Raw genomic sequence first — 21,524 nt, forward strand, 5'->3', positions numbered from 1 at the left:
CGGATCACCCGCGCGACCGGGCGAGCTTCGGGTTCAGGGCGTCGTTCAGCCCCTCGCCGACGAGGTTCAGCGCCAGCACGGTCAGCACGATGGCCAGCCCGGGGAAGAAGCTCATCCACCAGGCCTGCCGGATCACCGTGCGGGCGGCGCCGATCATGTAGCCCCAGCTCATGGCGTTCGGATCGCCCAGGCCCAGGAAGCTCAGCGAGCTTTCCAGCAGGATGGCCGTCGCCACCATCAGCGAGGCCGACACGATGATCGGCGACAGGCTGTTGGGCAGGATCTGGCGCAGGATAATGGTGGTGTTGCTCTGGCCCGTGGTGATGGCGGCCTGCACGAACTCGCGGGTGCGCAGGCTGAGGAACTCGGCGCGGGCGAGGCGCGCCAGCGGCGGCCAGCTGACGATGGCGATTGCCAGCACGATGGTGGTCAGGCTGGGTGTGAAGATAGCGACCAGCACCACGGCCAGCACGAAGTTGGGGATGGTCTGGAACAGCTCGGTGAAGCGCATGATGGCGTCGTCCACCCGCCCGCCATGGAAGCCGGCCAGCGCCCCCAGCGTGACGCCGATGGCGAGTGCTGCGGCGGTGGAGGTCAGGCCGATCAGCAGCGACACCCGCGCCCCGTGGGCGATGCCGGCGGCGATGTCGCGGCCCAGCATGTCGGATCCCAGCAGCGCGTCCTCGGACAGCGGCGGCTGGAACGGGGCGGTCGCCATGTCCCACGGGTCGTTGGGGAACAGGAGGGAGGCGAAGACCGCCAGCACGACGATGGCCGCCAGGATGACGAGGCCCAGGACCGCGCCCTTGTTGCGGGCGAAGGCCCGCCAGAATTCGGACTTCATCATTGGGACACCTGGATGCGCGGATCGACGAGGCCGTAGAGGATGTCGGTCAGGATGTTGAAGAGGATCACCATGATCGACGTGACCAGGAAGATGCCCAGCAGCACCTGATAATCGCGCTGCAGCACCGCCTCGAAGGCCAGCCGGCCGATGCCGGGCCAGGCGAACACCGTCTCGATCAGGATGGAGCCGCCGACCAGCTGCCCGGCCTGGATGCCCGCAACCGTGATGACCGGCAGGATGGCGTTGCGCAGCACATGGCGGGTGACGATCCGCCCCTGCGACAGCCCCTTGGCCTTGGCGGTCTTGACAAAATCGAGGCCGCGCACCTCCAGCATCGAGGCGCGGGTGAGGCGCGCATAGCTCGCCATGTAGAACAGCGCCAGCGTGATGACCGGCAGGATCAGGTGCTTGGCCACGTCGGCGACATGCGCCAGTCCGGTATGGCCGGCCCCGACCGTCTCGTAGCCGAAGGCCGGCAGCCAGCCCAGCTGGATGGAGAACAGCAGGCTCAGCATCAGCCCGATCCAGTAGATCGGCGTGGCGTAGGCCAGCAGGGCGACGATGGTGATGGCGCTGTCGGCCCAGGTGCCGACCGTCACGGCTGCCAGCGTGCCGAGCGCAACGCCCAGCGCCAGGGCCAGCAGGAAGGCGGTCAGCGTCAGCACCAGCGTTGCCGGCAGCCGTTCCGCCAGGATGTCCCAGACGGGCCGCTGCTGCCGGTAGGAGAAGCCGAGATCGCCCTGCACGACCTTGCCGACATAGGTGCCGAGCTGTTCGAGGATCGGGCGGTCGAGCCCGAACTGCTCGCGCAGCTGCGCCACGAACTTCTCGTCCGCGGCTCCGGCCTCGCCCGCCATCACCATGGCCGGGTCGCCGGGGGCGGCATGGACGAGGAAGAAGTTCATCACCACGATGGCGATCAGGATCGCGGCGGCCTTGACGAGGCGGCTCGCGAAGAGATGGGCGAATCCCAGCATGGGCGTGGTCCTATTTCAATTGCCGCGCTCTCGCTTTTCCCCCTCTCCCCCCGGGGAGAGGGGCGGGGTGAGGGGGATGCATAGCGCGGCTTCTCGGGGAGGGGCCGCCGCGCGTCCCCTCACCCTAACCCTCTCCCCGGGGGGAGAGGGGATAGTGGGGAGATTGGACGACTACTTCGCCAGCCAGACGTCTTCGTACGTCTCGTTCACGCCGATGGCGGTCTTGTTGGCGTTCTTGACCCGCTTGTCGAGGAAGGTCGGGAACTCCATCTCCAGCAGCCACACGACCGGCAGCTCGTCGGCCAGGATGCGCTGCACTTCGCTGTACTGCTCCTGCCGCTTGGCCGGGTCGATCTCGCGCGAGGCAGCGTCGAACAGCTCGTCCACCCGCGGGTTCGAGTAGCCCATGGTGTTGGAGAACATCACGCCCTTGCGGATGTTGGACGAGATGTAGGTGCGGGCCACGCCCAGTGCCGGGTCGCCGTACTGGTAGACGAAGTTCGTGGTGATCTCGTAGTCCCAGTTGGCGACGCGCTGGTTCCAGCCGGCGGCGTCGGTGCTTTCCAGCACGACGGCGATGCCGACCTTGGACAGCGACTGCTTCAGGTACTCGCCCAGCCGGGTCCAGGTCTCGCCATAGGGCATCGGCATCAGCTTGACGGTGGCGCGCACGCCCTTGCCGTCGGGCTTCAGCCCCATCTCGTCCAGCAGGGCCTTGGCCTTGGCGAGGTCGGGTTCGTAGGTGGTGACCTTCGGGTCATAGAACTTGACCACCGAGTTGACCGGACCGGTCGGCACGCGCCCCAGCCCGAACCAGATCTTGTCGCGGATGAACTTGCGGTCGATGGCATAGGCGATGGCCTTGCGGAAGCGCTTGTCGTCCAGCGGCTTGACGCGGTGGTTGATCTCCAGCCAGGACAGCGGCGCCACGAACTCGTAGCCGGCGGTGGTCATGGTCAGGTTGGGCAGCGCCTTCATGCGCGGAACCTCGAAGGGCTCGAGGTCGCTGTACTGGGTCTGCTGCACCTGTCCGCTCTCCAGCGCCAGCGAGCGGCTGGCGGCGTCCGGGATCACGCGGAAGGTGATGCCGTCGAGATAGGGCAGGTCCTTCTTGTAATAGTCCTCGTTGCGGACGAGCTGGATGTAGCTGCCCTTGACCCATTCCTTCAGCTTGAAGGGACCGGTGCCGATCGGCGTGGCGTTGGCCGGGTTGGCGCGGAAATCCGTCCCCTCATAGATGTGGGCCGGCACGATCGGGGCGGAGGACACTTCGAACGCCTGGATGAAGGCCGGGAACGCCTCCTTCAGCTTGAACTCGACGGTGTAATCGTCCGGCGCGGTGACGGATTCGCAGCGGGCGAAGACCGCGCGGGCACGCGGGTGGACCTCCATCAGGAACTTGGAGGTGGAGAAGACGACGTCCTTCGCGGTGAAGGGCTTGCCGTCATGCCACTTGGCGTTCTCCTGCAGCTTGAAGGTGTAGGTCAGCCCGTCCGGCGACACCGTCCAGCTCTTGGCCAGCGACGGCATCGGGTTCAGCTTCTGGTCGTAGGTCAGCAGGCCCTGGTAGATCTTGCCGGCGACCGTCTGGGTCGGGCCCTGCTGGTTCAGGCCCAGCATCAGGGTCGGCGGCTCCGGCTGCACGATGGAGTTGAGGACACCGCCGCGGACCGGCGTCTCCTGCGCCATGGCCGGGGCGGCGACCAGCGCCGCGGTGCCGGGAACGGCGAGCACGGCGGCCAGCAGGCCGGCGGCGGCGGCGCGGTGGAACCCGCGGGTGAAACCGCCCTGAAAACTGCGGCGGAAGCTGGCGGGGATACCGGAAAGGCGTCTGGTCATCGGGTGTCCTCGTCTCCAGAAGTTGTCGGTGGTGTCAGCGACCCTGTCGTGTCGGTGTTTTTTGTTGGGAGGGTGTGGGCTGGCGATTGCCCCCACCCCAACCCTCCCCGCCCTCGGCCGGCCAAAGGCCGGTCCGATCGCGGGGGAGGGGGTAAGTGCTTAGGCGGGAGAGCGGCGGCAGTCCCTCCCCGCCCAGCGGGGAGGTTAGGTGGGGGTCTAACCCTGCCACTCACCGCGGCCCCACCGGCCCGGACGTGCCGTCCAGCCAGCGCAGCAGCGCGTCCCATTCCAGGACGCCGGCCTTCGGATAGGCGCGCTCGTACTGCTGCGCCGTGTGCTCGCAGACCTCGGGCGAGGGGTAGACCAGCGGACGGCCGCCGGACAGCGCCATGATCTGCTGCTTGCAGGCCTGCTCCAGGTAGTACATCAGCACCGCCGCCTCGGCGACGTCCTGGCCGGCGGTCAGCAGGCCGTGGTTGCGCAGGATCATGCTGTGGTGGTTGCCGAGGTCGGCGACCAGCCGCTCCCGCTCCGCCAGATCGAGCGCGATGCCTTCGTAGGTGTGGTAGGCGATGCGGTTGTACCAGCGCAGCGAATGCTGGGTGATCGGCAGCAGCCCGTCGGCCTGGGCGCTGACCGCCATGCCGGCGTCGGTGTGCAGGTGGATGACGGCGCCGACGTCGGGGCGGGCATGGTGGACGGCGCTGTGGATGGTGAAACCGGCGGGGTTGATGGCGTCACCCTCGCGCCCGTCCACCAGATTGCCGTCGATGTCGACCTTCACGAGGTTGGCGGGAGTCACCTCGTGGAACATCAGGCCATAGGGGTTGATGAGGAAATGGTCGGGCGTGCCGGGAATCCGCGCCGACATGTGGGTGTAGATCAGGTCGGTCATGCCCAGCCGGTCGAACAGCTTGTAGGCGGCGGCCAGATCGGTGCGCACCTTCCACTCCACCTCGGAGCAGTCGCGGGTGGCGCGTTGGGCGGTGGCGGCGGTGGCGGTCAGCGTCTCGGCGATCATCGGGCGGGTCTCGTCGGGAAAGGGATCAGAGGGGTTCCAGGCCGCACCAGCCGGCGATGAACAGCGCCAGCACGCGGGTCACGTCGCGCAGGCTGTCCAGCGACACCGATTCGTCGATGCCGTGGATGCGCGTCGCCTCGGGGCCGTAGCAGGTGGCGGGCGTGTCGCCGTACAGCTGGAAGAAGCGCGCGTCGGTGGTGCAGGTCAGCGCCTCCAGTTCCGGGTCGCCGCCGCGCACGGCGCGGTGGCTGTCGGCCAGCATGGTCACCAGCGGGTGGGCCGGGTCGATCTCGCAGCCGGCGGCCTGGAAGCCGTTCCACTGCAACTCGACGCCGACGCCAGACAAGGCCGGGTCGGTGGAGCGGGCCTGCTCCACCGCCCGGGTCACCTCGGCGCGGACCGCCTCCGGCTCCTGCCCGGGGAAGAAGCCGAGCCGGAGGTCGAGCGCGCAGCGCGTCGGGACTGACGACGGCCACTCACCGCCCTCGATCCGGCCGAGATTGACGTTGACGGGATGGGCATGGCCGCAGAAGGCGGGATGGCGGCAGGCCGGCTCGTTCCAGCGCACCTCCAGCGCCTTCAGATGCGCCGCCAGCGCATAGGCCGCCTCGATGGCGTTCACGCCCGCCGAGGTGTCGAGCACATGGGCCGGCGTGCCGGTCAGCACCAGCCGCAGCCACATCACGCCGACCTGGGCGACGGAGATGGAATGGTTGAACGGCTCCGGGATCACCGCGGCGTCGGCGCGGTAGCCGCGATGCAGGCAGGCGAGCGCGCCGTTGCCGGTGCACTCCTCCTCGATCACCGACTGCAGATAGACGGGGGCGGCCGGCCGGTAGCCCAGCTTGCGCAGAGCGTCAAATGCAGAGGTGTAGGCGGCGATGCCCGCCTTCATGTCGCCGGCGCCGCGGCCGTAGAGCCGGCCGTCGGCGATGCGCGGCTCGAAGGGCGGGGTGGTCCACAGCTCCGCCGGGCCGGCCGGCACCACATCGATGTGGCCGTTCAGGATCAGCGAGCGGCCCTTCGCCTCGCGCGGGCGATGGACGCCGACGACATTCTCGCGCCCGGCATAGGCGCCGGGACGGACCGGCGGCGAGAAGCCCGGCATGCGGGAGATCGCCTCCTCATCCACGTCGAAGCGGTCGACCTCCAGACCGAGCGCGGCGAAGCGCTCGGCCATCAGCGCCTGCGCCCCCGCTTCCTCCCCCAGCAGCGACGGCTGGCGCACGAGGTCGGACAGCAGGGCCACGCAATCGTCCTGTGCTGCGTCGGCGGCATCCAGGATCGCGGCGCGCAGGCCGGGGTCCGGCAACGCATGGTCGAGACGGTCTGCCGTTTCTCGTGTCATTCCGAATCCTCTTCGCCGCTGCGGCAGGATTGCGCGGTCGGCTGGAAAAAGACAAAGCGGTTGCCGCATGGCCTATCCCAAATGGATATGGCCGCTATAATGCGACGCTATGCTTGTCCGGCTTGGCGATGTTTGAGGACCGCCATGTGTCGATTAGGCGATGACGAATGCGACGTGGCAAATAAGCATTTTTCATTTCGCCCATGAGTTTGATTTATGCCGCAGTTGCTCACTGGGCATTCATGTGCGTAGAATTTGGGCGATCGAACGAAAGCACCGGAATCGGGCAGAGTGGATAAGGGCAAAGCGGACAAGGGGCAGGCGGTGAACGAAACCGAGGCGGAACGGCAGGCTTTGGCCCGGCTGGGCCAGCAGATGGACTGGAACCTGCTGCGCACCTTCATGGTGATCGTGCAGGAGGGGAGCATCACCAAGGCGTCCGTCCGCCTGTTTTTGACGCAGCCCGCAGTCAGCCTGGCCCTGAAGCGGCTGGAGGAGCAGCTCGGCCGCACGCTGATCGACCGCGGCCCCGGCCGCTTCGCCGTCACCGCCGCCGGCGAGCAGGTCTATGACGAGGCGGTGGCGATCCACGCCACCGTGTCGCGCCTGGGCGCCCTGGTGCGCGACGCCAAGGACGAGATCAGCGGCCATGTCCACATCCTGATGACCAGTCGCATCCAGACGCCGCTGCTCGACCGGTCGCTGCGGGAATTCCACCGGATGTACCCGCAGGTGACCTTCCGCATCGACGTCATGGCGTCGGCCGACGCGCATATCGCGCTGCAGCAGCGGGTCGGCGCCATGGCGATCTGCCTGCTGCGCGAACCGATCCCCGGCCTGTCCGCCCAGGTGTTCCTGCGCCAGACCTACCGGCTCTATTGCGGCCCCGATTTCCGCCTGTTCGGCCAGCGCGACATCGACATCGCCGAACTGCGGCACGAGAATTTCGTCTCCTTCACCTCCGACCAGATCGACGGCGCGCTGTCGCCGCTGACCCTGTTCCGCGCGCGGGAGGGCTTCGCCGGCCGGGTCGTGGCGTCCTCGGCCAACCTGGAGGAGGTGCGGCGCATGATCCTCTGCGGGCTCGGCATCGGTCCCCTGCCGGAACACATTGCCGCCCGCGACGTGGATGACGGCATGCTGTGGGAACTGCCGCCCTATGAGGGGATCGCGCCGGTCAACGTCCACCTGATCTGGAACGAGCAGGCCAAGCTGAACCGCGCCGAGCGCGCCTTCCTGGACTATCTGCAGACGGCGCTCGCCGCCGCCCCGGCACGGGAACTGGCCGGGATAGCCGCCCCGGCGGAACAGGGGTAGGGGCGAACGGCGTGGGGCCGGTCAGGCCCCAGGCGCCACCACGAAGCAGGCCATGCCGATGTTGACCAGCCCGTTGCAGGCGCTGGCCGCGTCCTGCTGCGACAGGCCGGACAGGCGGGCGCGGTAGAGCGGCCCGGTCTGGGTGTCCACCGCCTGCACGATCCGTTGCGAGCGCGACAGCACCGGCATGGAGTTGCGGGCGCGGTCGATCACGCGCTGGCTGTCGTCGGGCGACCGGAAGGCGCCGAGCTGCACCGTCCACACCCCGCCGCCGGCCGTCGCCGGCCCGGCCATCGTCGCCACCGGCCGCGGCGCCGGCGCGTCGGGCGTCGAGGTGTCGGGCGCCACCACCCTGACTGCCGGGGCCGGCGCCGGCAGTGCCGCGACGGCGATGGGCGGCCTGCTCGGCTGTGGCCGGCTGGCCGCGGGCGGCGTGGCCGGCGGAGTGTAGGAGGGGGCCGAATAGGACGGCGAGGGCCGCGGCGACGAGTAGGACGACCCGAAGTCCGGCGGCGAATCGGACGATGGCGCGCTGACCAGCACGATATCGGCGCCGTTGGGGGCGGGGGTGCGGTTCAGCCGCGGGCCGACCGACGCGATGTAGCGCCGCGTCTCGCCCGGCAGGCTGCGCTTGCCGGCCAGATAGTCGCCGTAGCAACCCGGACCGCAATTGTAGGCGCCGAGGAATCCCGGTGCGCCGAACAGGTTGTACATCTCGCGCAGGTATGCGGTGCCGGCGATGATATTGTCGCGCGGGTCGAACGGGTCGGAGCCCAGATCGTGCTTGCGCCGCATCTCCTCATAGGTGCCGGGCATCACCTGCATCAGGCCCATGGCGCCGGCCTTGCTGACGATGGGCTTGCCGTTGACGGTGGTGCGCCCGCCGCTTTCCTGGCGGATGACCTCGCGGATCCACAGTTCCGGCATGTCGAACCGCTTGGATGCCTCGGCAATGTGGGCATCGATCTCCGCCGGCGTGGCGGTGCGGTGCGATCCGCCGCCGCTGGCGCAGGCGCTCAGCAGGGCGGTCAGGGCGGCGCAGGTCAGCAACGGCTTCAGGCGACGCACGGAACCCCCGGTCATCGTTTGATTCTAACTTTAGGATAAGCCCGATTTGGAGGTAGCGACCTTTGCACATTCCGGCCCCGCCGTAAACCGTCCCGGCTGTGACCTTCGACGCGGCCGGGGAACGCGGAGGGGGAGGGGGCCGGTCTCCATCGGACGGACAAGCGGCCGGACGGGCATCTGCCGTCCGGATCGTCCTCTACCGGGATTTCCGTTGCCTGTCCCGTTGCCCGGGTCCTGCGGAGTACCGGTTCCGCGGCGATCAGATCTCCCGGTCGTCGTCCGGGTCACGGCAGGTCGTCAGCTCGCGCATCAGACGTTCCTTGGCGGTCTTCCGGCTGGGCCGCCCGCCGCCGCGTCCGAACAGCCCGCCCAGCAGCCCGCCGGATTTGGGTTCGTCCTCCGGCTCGGCGGTCACCTGCGCACGCTCCGCCTCGCGCCGGGCCAGCATGGCGGCCCGGTCGACCAGCGGGTTGCGCAGCCGGTGCGGCAGCGCCCTGAAGGCGAGGTTGGCGCGTTCCAGATCCGCCACCGACTCGGTGGACCGCGCGATGCGCAGCGCCACCCGGAACAGGTCGAGCCGCCACGCATCCTCCGGCGCATGCGGCAGCGTCTCCGCCGCCGCCAGCAGGGTATCCAGCCCCTTGCCGGTCAAGGCGCTGGTGGATCGTCCGCCGCCTGATCCGTCCGTATCGTGGTCCCGTCCCATTCCGTCATCGAAGCTGTCGCGCTGAAGGCGCGACTTTAGGACGCCGGCCGCCGCTTTGTCTGCCCCCAAGCGGTGACCACACCGTTTGGGTGGGGACGGGGAGGGATCGCGACAAAAAATGCCCCCTTCCCGAGACGGGGAAGGGGGCAGCAAGTCAGTCGGGGAAATGCGCGGCTGGATGCCGGCACTCATGCCAGCGCCCAGGGGGATGGGCGCGGCATCTCGAAGCCGGCCCCTCCGCAAAGCCGCGGAAGGGCCGGAAACCTCACCTCACTCCGCGGCCTGCGCCACGGTCAGGCCCAGCCGCTTGGCCATGCCCTCGCCATAGGCCGGGTCGGCGGCCAGGAAATGCTTCAGCTGGCGCTGCTGGATGAACAGCGGGACCTTGCCCAGGCTGCCGGCGATGTTGTCCATCAGGCGGGCCTGGGCCTGGGCGCCGATCAGGCGGAACAGCGCGCCGGCCTGGGCGTAGTCGTCGTTGCCCTCGCGGTGGTCATAGTGGGCGGCGTCGCCGCGGATGCGCAGCGGCGGCTCGCTGGCGACACCGGTCTGGGTCGGGCCGCCGAAGCTGTTCGGCTCGTAGTTCGGCCGGCCGCCGCCGTTGCCGTCGGTGCGCATGGCGCCGTCGCGCTGGTAGTTGTGGACCGGGCAGCCCTGCGGCTTGTTCACGGGGATCTGGGCATAGTTGCCGCCCAGCCGGTAGCGGTGGGCGTCGGCATAGGCGAACAGCCGGCCCTGCAGCATCTTGTCGGGGCTGAAGGAGATGCCGGGCACCACGCTGGCCGGGCTGAAGGCGGACTGTTCGGTCTCCGCGAAGAAGTTCTCCGGGTTGCGGTTCAGCACCAGCTCGCCGATCTCGATCAGCGGATAGTCGGCGTGCGGCCACACCTTGGTCAGGTCGAACGGGTTGATGCGGTAATCGTCGGCCTCCGCCTCCGGCATGATCTGCACCGAGACGGTCCAGGCCGGGAAGTCGCCGTCCTCGATCGAGGCGAACAGGTCGCGGGTGGCGTGGTCGGGGTCGATGCCGCCCATCGTCACTGCCTGCTCGGCGGTGAAGTTCTGGATGCCCTGGCGGGTCTTGAAGTGATACTTGACCCAGAAGCGCTCGTTCGCCGCGTTGATCCAAGAGAAGGTGTGGCTGCTGAAGCCGTCCATGTGGCGGTAGCTGCGCGGCGTGCCGCGGTCGCTGAACAGGATGGTCAGCTGGTGCATCGTCTCCGGCGACAGCGAGAAGAAGTCCCACATGGCGGTGGGGTCCTTCAGGTTGGTGGCCGGATTGCGCTTCTGGGTGTGGATGAAGTCCGGGAACTTCAGCGGGTCGCGCAGAAAGAAGACCGGCGTGTTGTTGCCGACCAGATCGTAGTTGCCCTCTTCCGTATAGAACTTCACGGCGAAGCCGCGCGGGTCGCGCTCGGCATCGGCGGAGCCCTTCTCGCCGCCGACGGTGGAGAAGCGCAGGAAGACCGGCGTCTCCTTGCCCACCGACGACAGGAAAGCGGCCTTGGTCCAGCCGGTCACGTCGCGGGTGACGCGAAAGCTGCCATAGGCGCCGGCCCCCTTGGCGTGGACCACGCGCTCCGGAATGCGTTCGCGGTTGAAGTGGGCCAGCTTCTCGATCAGGTGGAAGTCCTGCAGCAGCAGCGGACCGCGCGGCCCGGCGCTCAGCGAATTCTGGTTGTCGGGAACGGGCTGGCCGAAGCTGGTGGTCAGGGTGCTCATCCGGGTCATCCTCGTTAAGGCGGGTGTCGCTCGATGCGGCGTCATTGTCTCGCCTCTGGTTATCCGGCGTCTTGAACGATATATCCAAGACATTGAAGGAAATGCTCCCATAGGCACCGTCTATGAATCTCTCCGCCCTGTCGCTGCGTGACCTGGAATATGTCGTCGCCGTCGCCGAGCTGCGCCATTTCGGCCGTGCCGCCGAACGCTGCGCCGTCAGCCAGCCGTCGCTGAGCGCCCAGATCCGCAAGCTGGAGGAGTCGCTCGGCCTCTCCCTGTTCGAGCGGACCAGCCGCAAGGTGCTGCTGACCCCGCGCGGCGAGGCCATCGTCGCCCAGGCCCGCATGGTGCTGGAGGAGGCACGGCGGCTGCTTGCCCTCGCCGACGGGTCGGGCGGGGCGTTGACCGGGCGGCTGCGGCTGGCGGCGATCCACACGCTGGGGCCCTACCTGTTCCCCCACATCCTGCCGGCGATGCGCGATGCCTGGCCCGACCTGTCGCTGACCCTGTCGGAGGGGCGCACCGACAGCCTGCTGGAAGAGCTGCGCGACGGCCGGCTCGACGCCGTGCTGCTGGCCCTGCCGGTGGAGAGCGACGGGCTGGTGGCCGAATCGCTGTTCTTCGAGCCCTTCCTGCTCGCCCATCCCGCCGGCCACCGGCTCTGTTCGTCGCCCACCCTGTCGCTGAACGACCTCGACCCGTCCGAACTCCTGCTGCTGGAGGAGGGGCATTGCCTGCGCGATCAGGCGCTGGCCGCCTGCGGTCTGAGCGCGCGCGGCGGCGGCGTCCACGCCACCGGGCTGGAGACGCTGCGCCACATGGTGGCCGCCGGTGCGGGCTGCACGCTGATGCCGCTGCTGGCGACGCAAGGGGAGGCCGGCCAGTCGGCCAGCGTCGGTGGGCTGGTGGAATACCGCCCCTTCGACGGTGCTGCCGGCGGTCCCACCGATGGCCCTTCCAGCGGCTCCGATCTGCCCGGCCGCGTCATCGGCCTGGTCTGGCGGGCCAGCGACCCGCGCGACCGCGGCTTGCGCGATCTGGCGGCCTTGCTGCGCTGCGGGATGCCGGCCGGCACCGGCCCGGTCCTATCCTGAAGGTCGGAGGAATTTCGGGAAGGAACAAGCGCCCATCGGCCGGGTTGAAGGCTCGGCCCGCGCTTCTCACTGTCCAGGAGCGAGGGCACGACTTTCGATCCAGGCGGAGAAACGGGCGATCATGGCAAACATCCTGAAACAGGCAACGCGGCTCGGTGAAGGATTGCCCTTTCCCCTGGGCGCGACGTGGGACGGTCTCGGCGTCAACTTCGCCTTGTTTTCCGCCAACGCGACCAAGGTCGAACTGTGTCTGTTCGATGAAAGCACCGAAGAGGAACTCGAACGGATCGAGCTTCCCGAATTCACCAACGAGATCTGGCACGGCTATCTGCCCGACGCCCGTCCCGGCCTGCTCTACGGCTACCGCGTGTACGGCCCGTACGAGCCGGAGAACGGCCACCGCTTCAACCCCAACAAGCTTCTGCTCGACCCCTACGCAAAGGAACTGGTCGGCGAGATCCGCTGGAACCCGGCCCATTTCGGCTATGTGATGGAATCGGGCGACGACCTGACCTATGACGAGCGCGACAGCGCGCCCTTCATGCCCAAGTGCAAGGTGATCGACCCGGCCTTCACCTGGGGCCGCGACCACAAGCCCGGCACCGCCTGGGACCGCACCATCTTCTATGAAACCCATGTGAAGGGCTTTACCAAGCTGCATCCGGCGGTGCCCGACAGCCTGCGCGGCACCTATGGCGGCATGGCGGTGAAGGAGGTGGTGGACTACATCAAGTCGCTCGGCGTCACCTCGGTGGAGCTGCTGCCGGTCCATGCCTTCGTCCAGGACCAGCATCTGGTCGACAAGGGGCTTGCCAACTACTGGGGCTACAACTCCATCGGCTTCTTCGCGCCGGAGCCGCGCTATGCCGCGTCGGGCAACGCCATCAAGGAATTCAAGGAGATGGTCGCCCATCTCCACAATGCCGGGCTCGAGGTGATCCTTGACGTCGTCTACAACCACACCGCCGAGGGCAACGAGCGCGGGCCGACCCTGTCCTTCAAGGGCATCGACAACGCCTCCTACTACCGCCTGATCCCGGACCAGAAGCGCTACTACATCAACGAGACGGGGACCGGGAACACCGTCAACCTCAGCCATCCGCGCGTGCTGCAGATGGTCACCGACAGCCTCCGCTACTGGGCGACGGAGATGCATGTCGACGGTTTCCGTTTCGACCTCGCCACCATCCTCGGCCGCGAGCCCTATGGCTTCGACGAGGGCGGCGGCTTCCTCGACAGCTGCCTGCAGGACCCGATCCTCAACAGCGTCAAGCTGATCGCCGAGCCGTGGGACTGCGGTCCCGGCGGCTATCAGGTCGGCAACTTCCCGCCGGGCTGGGCGGAGTGGAACGATCGCTACCGCGACACCGTCCGCGCCTTCTGGAAGGGCGACGAGGGCAAGCTGCCGGAGGTGGCGCCGCGGCTGTGCGGCTCGGCCGATCTCTTCAACAAGCGCGGGCGCAAGCCCTGGGCCAGCGTGAACTTCATCACCGCCCATGACGGCTACACGCTGAACGACCTCGTCTCCTACAACGATAAGCACAACGAGGCGAACGGGGAGGGCAACAACGACGGCCACTCGCACAATCTGTCCTGGAACCATGGGGTGGAAGGGCCGACCGACGACCCCGAGATCAGGTCGCTCCGCGAACGCCAGAAGCGCAACATGCTGGCGACGCTGCTGCTGTCGCAGGGCTCGCCGATGCTGCTGGCCGGCGACGAGTTCGGCAACACCCAGCACGGCAACAACAACGCCTATTGCCAGGACAACGAGACGGCGTGGCTGAACTGGGACGACATCGACGAGGACGGGCAGGCCCTGATCGAGTTCGTCCGCCGCGTGGTGGCGGTGCGCCAGTCCTTCCCCATGCTGCGCCGCGGCCGTTTCCTGTCGGGCGAATACAATGCCGAGTTCGACGTGAAGGACGTCACCTGGCTGACCCCCGCCGGCGACGAGATGGAGGAGGGCAACTGGCACGACGGCAACGCCCGCTGCCTGGGCATGCTGCTGGACGGCCGCGCGCAGGCCAGCGGCATAAAGCGCCCGGCGATGGACGCCACCCTGCTGCTGGTCATCAACGCGCATCATGACGTGGTGGAGTTCACCCTGCCGGAGGTGACCGGCGGCAGCGTCTGGCGCTGTCTGGTCGACACCAACCTGCCCGACCCCGACGAGGTGCCGCGCGTCAACACCGGCGAGGGGTACATGGTGACCGGCCGCTCGCTGCTGCTGCTGGCGCTGGAGCCGGATGGCAAGACCTCCTTCGCGCTCCGCCGCGCCGCCCGCGCGCTGCGCAGCGTCGCCGAAAGCCCGACCCTGTCCTTCGGCGAGGAAACCGCCGAGGCCGAGGAAAAGCCGGCGGAGCCGATGGAGGCGAAGGAACCGGTGGCGAAGGAACCGGAAAAGGTGGAAGCGGCTGCCGAGGCCAAGCCCGAAGCGAAGAAACCCAGCTGAACCGATGCGCAATTCCCCCTCTCCCCCGGGGAGAGGGTCGGGGTGAGGGGGATGCACCGCAGGATTTTTACGAAGGTCCCGCCGCGCTTCCCCCTCACCCTAACCCTCTCCCCGGGGGGAGAGGGGATCTCCTGGCCCCCGGATCCCCCGCCATGAAACTCTTCGAATGCCAGAACTGCCATCAGCCGCTCTACTTCGAGAACACGCTGTGCGAGCGCTGCGGCTACCGGCTGGGCTATCTGCCGGACGTGGGCACCCTGTCGGCCATCGACCCGACCGACCATGACGGGGTGTGGAGCGCGCTCGCCACCAGCGAATCGCTCTACAAATTCTGTGCGAACGCCGAGCTGGACGCCTGCAACTGGATGCTTCCGGCCGATTCGCCGGATACCCACTGCGCCGCCTGCCGGCACAACCGCACCATCCCCGACCTGTCGGACACCGCCAACCTTACGCTCTGGCGCAAGCTGGAGATGGCGAAGCATCACCTGTTCTACACGCTGACCAACCTGAAGCTGCCGTTGCAGACCCGGATCGAGAATCCGGACGAAGGGCTGGCCTTCGATTTCCTGTCCGACACCGTCGCCCCCGACGGCACGGTGACCCCGGTGCTGACCGGCCACGCCAACGGCCTCATCACCATCAACGTCGCCGAGGCCGATGACGCCGAGCGCGAGAAGCGCCGCACCGACATGGGCGAGCCCTACCGCACGCTGCTCGGTCATTTCCGGCACGAGATCGGCCATTATGTCTGGGACCGCCTGGTGCGCGACGACCCCGCCCTGCTGGAACGCTTCCGCGCCCTGTTCGGCGACGAGCGGCAGGATTACGGCGAGGCGCTGAAACGCCATTACGCCAACGGCGCGCCGGCCGACTGGCAGGCGAATTTCGTCAGCTCCTACGCCACCGCCCACCCGTGGGAGGATTTCGCCGAAACCTGGGCACACTATCTCCACATCGTCGACACGCTGGAGACCGCCCGTGCCTTCGGCCTGAAGATCCGCCCTCGCATCACCGAAGGGGCGGAACTGGAAGCCGAAGTCGATTTCAATCCTCACCGGGCAAGGCGCATCGAGGATCTGATCGAACCCTGGCTGCCCCTGACCTATGCGGTGAACAGCCTGAACCGCAGCATGGGCCAGCCGGACCTCTACCCCTTCATCCTGTCGGCCGCGGTGATCGAGAAGCTGGGGTTCATGAACGGAATGGTGCGGGGGTTGGAGGGGCGCTAGACCCCCACCTCGACCCTTGTCCAGCGCACGGCGCGGTTGCGGCCGTCGCGCTTGGCCTTGTAGAGCGCGGCGTCGGCATGGCGCATCACCGTCGCCATGTCGCTGTCGTCCTCCGGCCAGGAGGCGATGCCGATGGAGCAGCCGACACGCACCTTCTCGCCGTTGATCGACACCGGCTCGTTCACCGCGGCGATGATGCGCGCGGCCAGTTCCTCGGTATTGGGGGCGGGGCGGCCGGCGCGGCGCGGCAGGACGGCGGCGAATTCGTCGCCGCCCAGCCGGGCGACCACGTCGTCGTCGCGGAATATGGTGGCGAGCCGGCCGCCGACCTGCCGCAGCACGGCGTCGCCGGCATCGTGGCCGAGCCGGTCGTTCACCGGCTTGAAGCCGTCGAGGTCGATGTACATCATCGTCGCCGATCCGCCGCCGCCACCGGTCGACGCCTCGACATACTGTTCGAAATAGCGGCGGTTCGGCAGCGCGGTCAGCCGGTCCTCGTAGGCGATGTCCTCCAGCCGCATCAGGGCGGCATCCTTGTTGGTCAGGCTGTCCACCATGTCCCGCAGCGAAACGGACAGCCGGCGGATCTCCGCCGCACCGCCGACATCGGGAATGGCGACGCCGCGCTCGCCATGGCCGATGCGTTCGGCGGCGTCGGCGATGGCGCCCAGCGGACGGGCGATGCGCCCGGCGGCGAACCAGCCGATCACGCTGAACAGCAGGGCCAGCAGGATGCCGGTCCCGATGATCGTCAGTCGGAGCCGGTTGGTCTCGCCGAACACGATATTGGCGGGCTGGCGGGCGATTACCGTCCAGCCCAGCCCGGCATAATCATGCAGCCCCCGGCCGTGCGCCACGCCGGTCACATAGGTGACGCCGTCCGGCCAGACATCGGCGCTCCAGCCGTCGCGCAGCTTCGCGTTCAGCGCCGGCACCGGCAGCGGCTTTCCCACCGCCTGGTCCGGACCGATCAGGACGGTGCCGTCGGCCGACAGGATGTAGAGCGTCAGGTCCCGGCGGTCGGCGAGCGGTTCCGTCAGCTGCCTGATCGAGGCATAGGCCCATTCCCAGCTGTAATGGGCGGCCAGCACGCCGACAGGGCTGCCGTCGGCCCTCTGCAGCGGGGCGGAGACATCGACGAATTTCGGGGTCTCTCCTTCCAGGTACGGCACCTTGCCGCGCAGGGCCACCGCCTCGTGCACGTCGCCGACGAACAGCCCCTTCATGCCTTCCTGGTGGACCGGGCGCCTGGAGATGTCCGCCCCCAGCAGCAGCCCGCCGGACGCAGCCATCACACGCCCGTCGGCGTTGGTCATGCCGATCCAGGCGATGGTCGGGTCGCGCAGCTTCAACTCGTCGATGGTCGATTGCGCCACCGCCGGGTCCTTCAGCGCCTCGATCCGCGACAGCGCGGCGATCTGGTTGGCGCGTGCCCACATGGTCGAATCGAGCTGCCGCGCCAGCGATTGCGCCAGTCCGGTCATCGAATCGCCGATCTCCTGCCCCAGCGCATCGGCGGCGCCGTTGCCGACGACCAGCCCCTTCACCATCGTCGATCCCAGCACCAGGATCGCCACGGTAACGGCGACCGTCGCGCGCAGGCCCAGCGCCCGGCGGCGGCCTTCGGTCCTGCCGCCCTGCTGTCCAAGAGGCGTCATTGGCGGCATGGTCCTTTCGGGAATCGCAAGGGGTGGGCAGGGATCTACCAGTGAAGACACTGTATCATCCCAGCCCTTTATAAAGGGTCAAGCAAAACAGTTGCGGATATCTGCAATGTAAGAGAGCAATGTTACTCGCGTTTGGCACGCGCCGGTCGTGCGTCCGCCAAAAAAGTTTGCGAAGCTGACTTTCAGCGTATTGCGAAAAAAGGAAAAGGCCGCTAGCTATTGAGCCGCGGCCCGAGTTTAGGGAGGAAACGCCTGAAAGGCGATCGAAACAACAAATAATGCTGCGTCGCCGAAAATCCAGCCCGTTGCGGCTGGATTTTTCGTTTGCGCCGCAAGAATCTTCCGCTCTTTCCGTGTTGCCCCGGCGGAAGGGGGATTCCCCGAACGGTTGGTTGCGCTATCATACTAGCCCAACGAACCATAACATCGGGAAGAGTCGTCATCATGAAACGGCGTGCGTTCCTCTCCAGCGCCGGCGTCGGGCTTGCCGCCGCCGGGACCATCGCGGCCCCGGCCATCGCGCAGACCTCCCAGCCGGAGATCAAGTGGCGCATGGCGTCGAGCTATCCCAAGAGCCTCGACACCATCTATGGCGCGGCCGAGTTCATCGCCCGGCGCGTATCCGACGCGACCGACGGCAAGTTCCAGATCCGCACCTTCGCGGCGGGCGAGATCGTGCCGGCGCTGCAGGTCTTGGACGCGGTGCAGAACGGCACTGTCGAGTGCGGGCAGTCGGCCGCCTATTTCTATGTCGGCAAGGATCCGACCTTCTGCTTCGATACCGCCATGCCCTTCGGCCTGAACACGCGCCAGCACATCGCCTGGATGATGCATGGCGGCGGGCTGGAGCTGATGCGGGAGGTGTTCAAGGATTACAACATCCACCACATCCCCGCCGGCAACACCAGCGCCCAGATGGGCGGCTGGTTCCGCAAGGAGATCAAGAGCCTTGAGGATCTGAAGGGCCTGAAGATGCGCATCGGCGGTCTGGTCGGCCAGATCCTGACGCCCTTCGGTCTGGTCCCGCAGCAGCTCGGCGGCGGCGACATCTATCCGGCGCTGGAACGCGGCACCATCGACGCGGCGGAGTTCGTCGGTCCCTACGACGACGAGAAGCTGGGCTTCCACAAGGTCGCCAAATACTACTACTACCCCGGCTGGTGGGAGGGGTCGGCCCAGATCCCGCTGATGTTCAACATGCAGGCTTGGGAATCGCTGCCGAAATCCTACCAGACCATCCTGGAGCAGGCCTGCTGGGAGGCCAACACCTGGATGATCGCCAAGTACGACACGCTGAACGCCGCCGCGCTGAAGCGGCTGGTCGCCGGCGGCGCCGTGCTGCGTCCCTTCCCGCGCGACATGATGCAGGCCTGCGAGAAGGCGGCGTTCGAATTCTACGACAAGCTCGCGGCCGGCAACCCGCGCTTCAAGAAGGTCTATGACGGCTGGAAGCCCTTCCTGGAACAGGAGCGGCTGTGGTTCCGCGTGGCCGAGAACGGCTTCGACAGCTTCGTCTACTCCCAGGCGGCCCAGCAGCGCTGATCGGGAGGGGATCGGGGCGGGTCGCCTGCGGCGATTCGCCCCCTCTTTCGGTGGCGACCGCTGATTTTCATACTTCCGTCTGTCCGCGTTCTCGATCATTGGTCTTCTCAATCGCACGCGGATGAAGCACACTGCCGGTCGAAGCGTGGGCATGGCCTTCGCAATTGCACAAAAAATCGGCAGACTGTTGAATTGATCAAGTCATAGTCATTCCTCTTGTCTATTTTCTTAAACGCGTGTTACCGTCAGGGCCAGAAAGACGGACCGGGCCGGGGTGGCGTTCCCGGAGCCGGGCGCCTGTGACGGGAGCGGACGGATGGACGGCGGGATGATCGCGACGACAGAGACCCTGGTGCGCTTCACCGGGGTGCAGAAGACCTACGATGGCGAGCATCTGGTGGTGAAAAGCCTCGATCTCGACATCCGCAAGGGCGAATTCCTGACGCTTCTCGGGCCGTCGGGGTCGGGCAAGACCACCACGCTGATGATGCTGGCCGGGTTCGAGGTGCCGACCCGTGGCGAGATCTTCATCGGCGACCGGCCGATCAAGAACGTGCCGCCGCACAAGCGCGACATCGGCATGGTCTTCCAGAATTACGCCTTGTTTCCCCATCTGACGATCGAGGAAAACGTCGCCTTTCCGCTGTCGGTCCGCGGCGTTTCCAAGGCGGAAACCAAGGAGCGCGTGGCCGCCGCGCTCGACATGATCAAGCTCGGCAACCTGGCGTCGCGCCGTCCCGGCCAGCTGTCCGGCGGCCAGCAGCAGCGCGTGGCGCTGGCCCGCGCCCTGGTGTTCAACCCCGCCCTGGTGCTGATGGACGAACCGCTGGGCGCGCTCGACAAGCGCCTGCGCGAGCACATGCAGCTGGAGATCAAGCGCCTGCACGAGACGATGGGCCTGACCGTAGTCTACGTCACCCACGACCAGGGGGAGGCGCTGACCATGTCCGACCGCATCGCGGTGTTCAACGACGGCATCGTCCAGCAGATCGACCGCCCGGATGCGCTGTACGAGCGGCCGGTGAACAGCTTCGTCGCCAACTTCATCGGCGAGAACAATGTTCTGAACGGGGTTGTTGAAAATATCGAACAGGGCTGGGCCCGGGTGACGCTGGATGCCGGCGGCTCGGTGGTGGCGCAGGCGGTCAATGTCGGCGGCCCCGGCAGCCGCAGCTCGCTGTCCATCCGGCCGGAACGCGTGGCGATCGAGACCGGCGACAGCGGCGATACGGCCATCAACCGCCTGCCGGCGACGCTGACCGACCTGATCTATGTCGGCGACCATACGCTGGCGATCCTGTCCACGCCCGCCAATCCGGAATTCATGGTCAAGCTGCCGGCCGGCTCCTATGCCGGTCTGGCGCCGGGCCAGGACGTCTACATCGCTTTCCGCCCGGAGGACTGCCGGGCGCTCGATCCGGTCTGAGGACGTGGTTCCTCGGGCGCCAGGGTGCCTTCCAGCAACAACAACCACGACGAATAAGGACGGGGATCATGTCGAAGATTAAGGTGGCTCTCGGTTTCGCTGCGACCTTCACCGCCCTCACCGCCTTGGCGTCCGCCGCCAGCGCCCGCGACCTGACCGTCGTGTCGTGGGGCGGCGCCTATCAGGACGTCCAGAAGAAGGTCTATTTCGAGCCGTTCAAGGCCACCGGCACGCCGATGAACGACGAATCCTGGGACGGCGGCGTCGGCGTCCTGCGCGCCAAGGTCCAGGGCGGCGCCTCCACCTGGGACGTCGTGCAGGTCGAGAGCGAGGAGCTGGCGCTCGGCTGCGACGAAGGCCTGTACGAGAAGCTGAACTACTCCAAGATCGGCGGCGAGGACGCCTATCTGCCGGCCACCGTCAACGCCTGCGGCGTCGGCGCCATCGTCTATGACTTCGTGCTGGGCTACGACAAGGACAAGCTGAAGGACGCGCCGAAGAGCTGGGCCGATTTCTTCGATACCAAGAAGTATCCGGGCAAGCGCGGCCTGCGCCAGGGCGCCAAGACCACGCTGGAGATCGCGCTGATGGCCGACGGCGTGGCCCCGGCCGACGTCTACAAGGTGCTGGGCACCGAGGCCGGCATCGAGCGCGCCTTCAAGAAGCTGGACACCATCAAGAACGACATCGTGTGGTGGAAGGCCGGCGCCCAGCCGCCGCAGCTGCTGGCGTCGGGCGAAGTGGTGATGACCTCGGTCTACAACGGCCGCATCGACGCCGCCAACAAGAACGAGAAGAAGAACTTCGGCATGGTGTGGAACGGTGCGCTCTACACCATCGACAGCTGGGTGATCCTGAAGGGCAGCCCGAACGTTGATGCCGCCTACAAGTTCCTGAACTTCGTCGGCAAGGCGGAGAACCAGGCCAAGCTGTCCGAAGGCATCGCCTACGGCACGTCCAACAAGAAGGCCCCGTCCCTGCTGTCGAAGGCGGTCCTGACCGACCTGCCGACCGCGCCGGACAACATGAAGAACGCGATCGAGATCAACACCGACTTCTGGCTGGAGAACATCGACCGCCTGACCGAACGCTTCAACAAGTGGGCGGCGAAGTAAGCACGTTGTTGTGATGTCTCCCTCTCCCGTCCCGGGAGAGGGCACGAAGCCGACGGCCGCAAGGCCGGGCGAGCGCCGGAAGGCGCTCGCAGGCGGAGTGCAGTCGCGAGGCTTGCGAGCGACTTCGGGGCCCGTGCGGAGCACGGGA

At 67.4% G+C, this 21,524-nt stretch carries 16 protein-coding genes; 7 read left to right on the plus strand and 9 right to left on the minus strand.

Translation table 11 applies throughout. The features are described from left to right. Positions 1–4: 4 nt before the first annotated feature. The 5 genes from AB8P05_RS23085 to AB8P05_RS23105 all read right to left on the minus strand — a co-directional run bounded on the left by AB8P05_RS23085 (position 5) and on the right by AB8P05_RS23105 (position 6,032). Positions 5–847, minus strand: a complete 843-nt coding sequence (locus AB8P05_RS23085) for an ABC transporter permease (RefSeq protein WP_472761045.1) — start codon at positions 845–847, stop codon at positions 5–7. Continuing rightward, positions 844–1,824, minus strand: coding sequence for an ABC transporter permease (locus AB8P05_RS23090; protein WP_472761046.1), 981 nt, complete (start codon positions 1,822–1,824; stop codon positions 844–846). The genes AB8P05_RS23085 and AB8P05_RS23090 overlap by 4 nt, the downstream gene beginning before the upstream one ends. Before the next feature lie 171 nt (positions 1,825–1,995). After that, the gene (locus AB8P05_RS23095) at positions 1,996–3,663 is read right to left on the minus strand and encodes an ABC transporter substrate-binding protein (protein ID WP_472761047.1); all 1,668 of its coding nucleotides are present in this window, start codon (positions 3,661–3,663) and stop codon (positions 1,996–1,998) included. 229 nt (positions 3,664–3,892) lie between these two features. Then, complete coding sequence (locus AB8P05_RS23100) at positions 3,893–4,684, minus strand: class II aldolase/adducin family protein (RefSeq protein WP_472761048.1); 792 nt, start codon at positions 4,682–4,684, stop codon at positions 3,893–3,895. 25 nt (positions 4,685–4,709) lie between these two features. Next, positions 4,710–6,032 carry a M20 family metallopeptidase gene (locus AB8P05_RS23105; RefSeq protein ID WP_472761049.1) on the minus strand — a complete coding sequence of 441 codons (1,323 nt, stop codon included), beginning with the start codon at positions 6,030–6,032 and terminating at the stop codon, positions 4,710–4,712. 375 nt (positions 6,033–6,407) lie between these two features. Here AB8P05_RS23105 and AB8P05_RS23110 point away from each other — a divergent pair, with 375 nt between their 5' ends. Next, on the plus strand, positions 6,408–7,349 hold the full coding sequence (locus tag AB8P05_RS23110; protein WP_472761196.1) for a LysR family transcriptional regulator: 942 nt from the start codon (positions 6,408–6,410) through the stop codon (positions 7,347–7,349). A 21-nt stretch (positions 7,350–7,370) separates the two neighbouring features. On the opposite strand, the gene AB8P05_RS23115 is transcribed toward AB8P05_RS23110, so the two are convergent. The 3 genes from AB8P05_RS23115 to AB8P05_RS23125 all read right to left on the minus strand — a co-directional run bounded on the left by AB8P05_RS23115 (position 7,371) and on the right by AB8P05_RS23125 (position 10,854). Beyond that, positions 7,371–8,432: a transglycosylase SLT domain-containing protein gene (locus AB8P05_RS23115; protein WP_472761050.1), complete on the minus strand. Its 1,062-nt coding sequence runs from the start codon at positions 8,430–8,432 to the stop codon at positions 7,371–7,373. A 244-nt stretch (positions 8,433–8,676) separates the two neighbouring features. Then, positions 8,677–9,123 carry a hypothetical protein gene (locus AB8P05_RS23120; protein ID WP_472761051.1) on the minus strand — a complete coding sequence of 149 codons (447 nt, stop codon included), beginning with the start codon at positions 9,121–9,123 and terminating at the stop codon, positions 8,677–8,679. 270 nt (positions 9,124–9,393) lie between these two features. Next, entirely contained in the window at positions 9,394–10,854 is a 1,461-nt protein-coding gene (locus AB8P05_RS23125) for a catalase (RefSeq protein ID WP_472761052.1), read from the minus strand. Positions 10,855–10,967: 113 nt separating this feature from the next. Between AB8P05_RS23125 and AB8P05_RS23130 the strand changes: the two genes are divergently transcribed. From AB8P05_RS23130 to AB8P05_RS23140, 3 genes are all read left to right on the plus strand, one after another. Further along, on the plus strand, positions 10,968–11,939 hold the full coding sequence (locus AB8P05_RS23130; RefSeq protein ID WP_472761053.1) for a LysR substrate-binding domain-containing protein: 972 nt from the start codon (positions 10,968–10,970) through the stop codon (positions 11,937–11,939). A 121-nt stretch (positions 11,940–12,060) separates the two neighbouring features. After that, the gene (glgX, locus tag AB8P05_RS23135; RefSeq protein ID WP_472761054.1) at positions 12,061–14,394 is read left to right on the plus strand and encodes a glycogen debranching protein GlgX; all 2,334 of its coding nucleotides are present in this window, start codon (positions 12,061–12,063) and stop codon (positions 14,392–14,394) included. A gap of 152 nt (positions 14,395–14,546) precedes the next feature. Next, complete coding sequence (locus tag AB8P05_RS23140; RefSeq protein ID WP_472761055.1) at positions 14,547–15,626, plus strand: zinc-binding metallopeptidase family protein; 1,080 nt, start codon at positions 14,547–14,549, stop codon at positions 15,624–15,626. Here AB8P05_RS23140 and AB8P05_RS23145 read toward each other — a convergent pair. Beyond that, positions 15,623–17,284 (minus strand): diguanylate cyclase domain-containing protein, encoded by a 1,662-nt coding sequence (locus AB8P05_RS23145; RefSeq protein ID WP_472761056.1) that lies wholly within the window; start codon positions 17,282–17,284, stop codon positions 15,623–15,625. The two genes, AB8P05_RS23140 and AB8P05_RS23145, sit on opposite strands and share 4 nt — an antisense overlap. 453 nt (positions 17,285–17,737) lie before the next feature. On the opposite strand from AB8P05_RS23145, the gene AB8P05_RS23150 reads away from it, so the two are divergent. From AB8P05_RS23150 to AB8P05_RS23160, 3 genes are all read left to right on the plus strand, one after another. Beyond that, complete coding sequence (locus AB8P05_RS23150; RefSeq protein WP_472761057.1) at positions 17,738–18,835, plus strand: TRAP transporter substrate-binding protein; 1,098 nt, start codon at positions 17,738–17,740, stop codon at positions 18,833–18,835. A 316-nt stretch (positions 18,836–19,151) separates the two neighbouring features. Next, on the plus strand, positions 19,152–20,261 hold the full coding sequence (locus AB8P05_RS23155; RefSeq protein ID WP_472761058.1) for an ABC transporter ATP-binding protein: 1,110 nt from the start codon (positions 19,152–19,154) through the stop codon (positions 20,259–20,261). A 68-nt stretch (positions 20,262–20,329) separates the two neighbouring features. Continuing rightward, on the plus strand, positions 20,330–21,376 hold the full coding sequence (locus AB8P05_RS23160; RefSeq protein ID WP_472761059.1) for an ABC transporter substrate-binding protein: 1,047 nt from the start codon (positions 20,330–20,332) through the stop codon (positions 21,374–21,376). Positions 21,377–21,524 lie beyond the last annotated feature (148 nt).

This window comes from Azospirillum sp. VT-I1 (assembly GCF_055698305.1).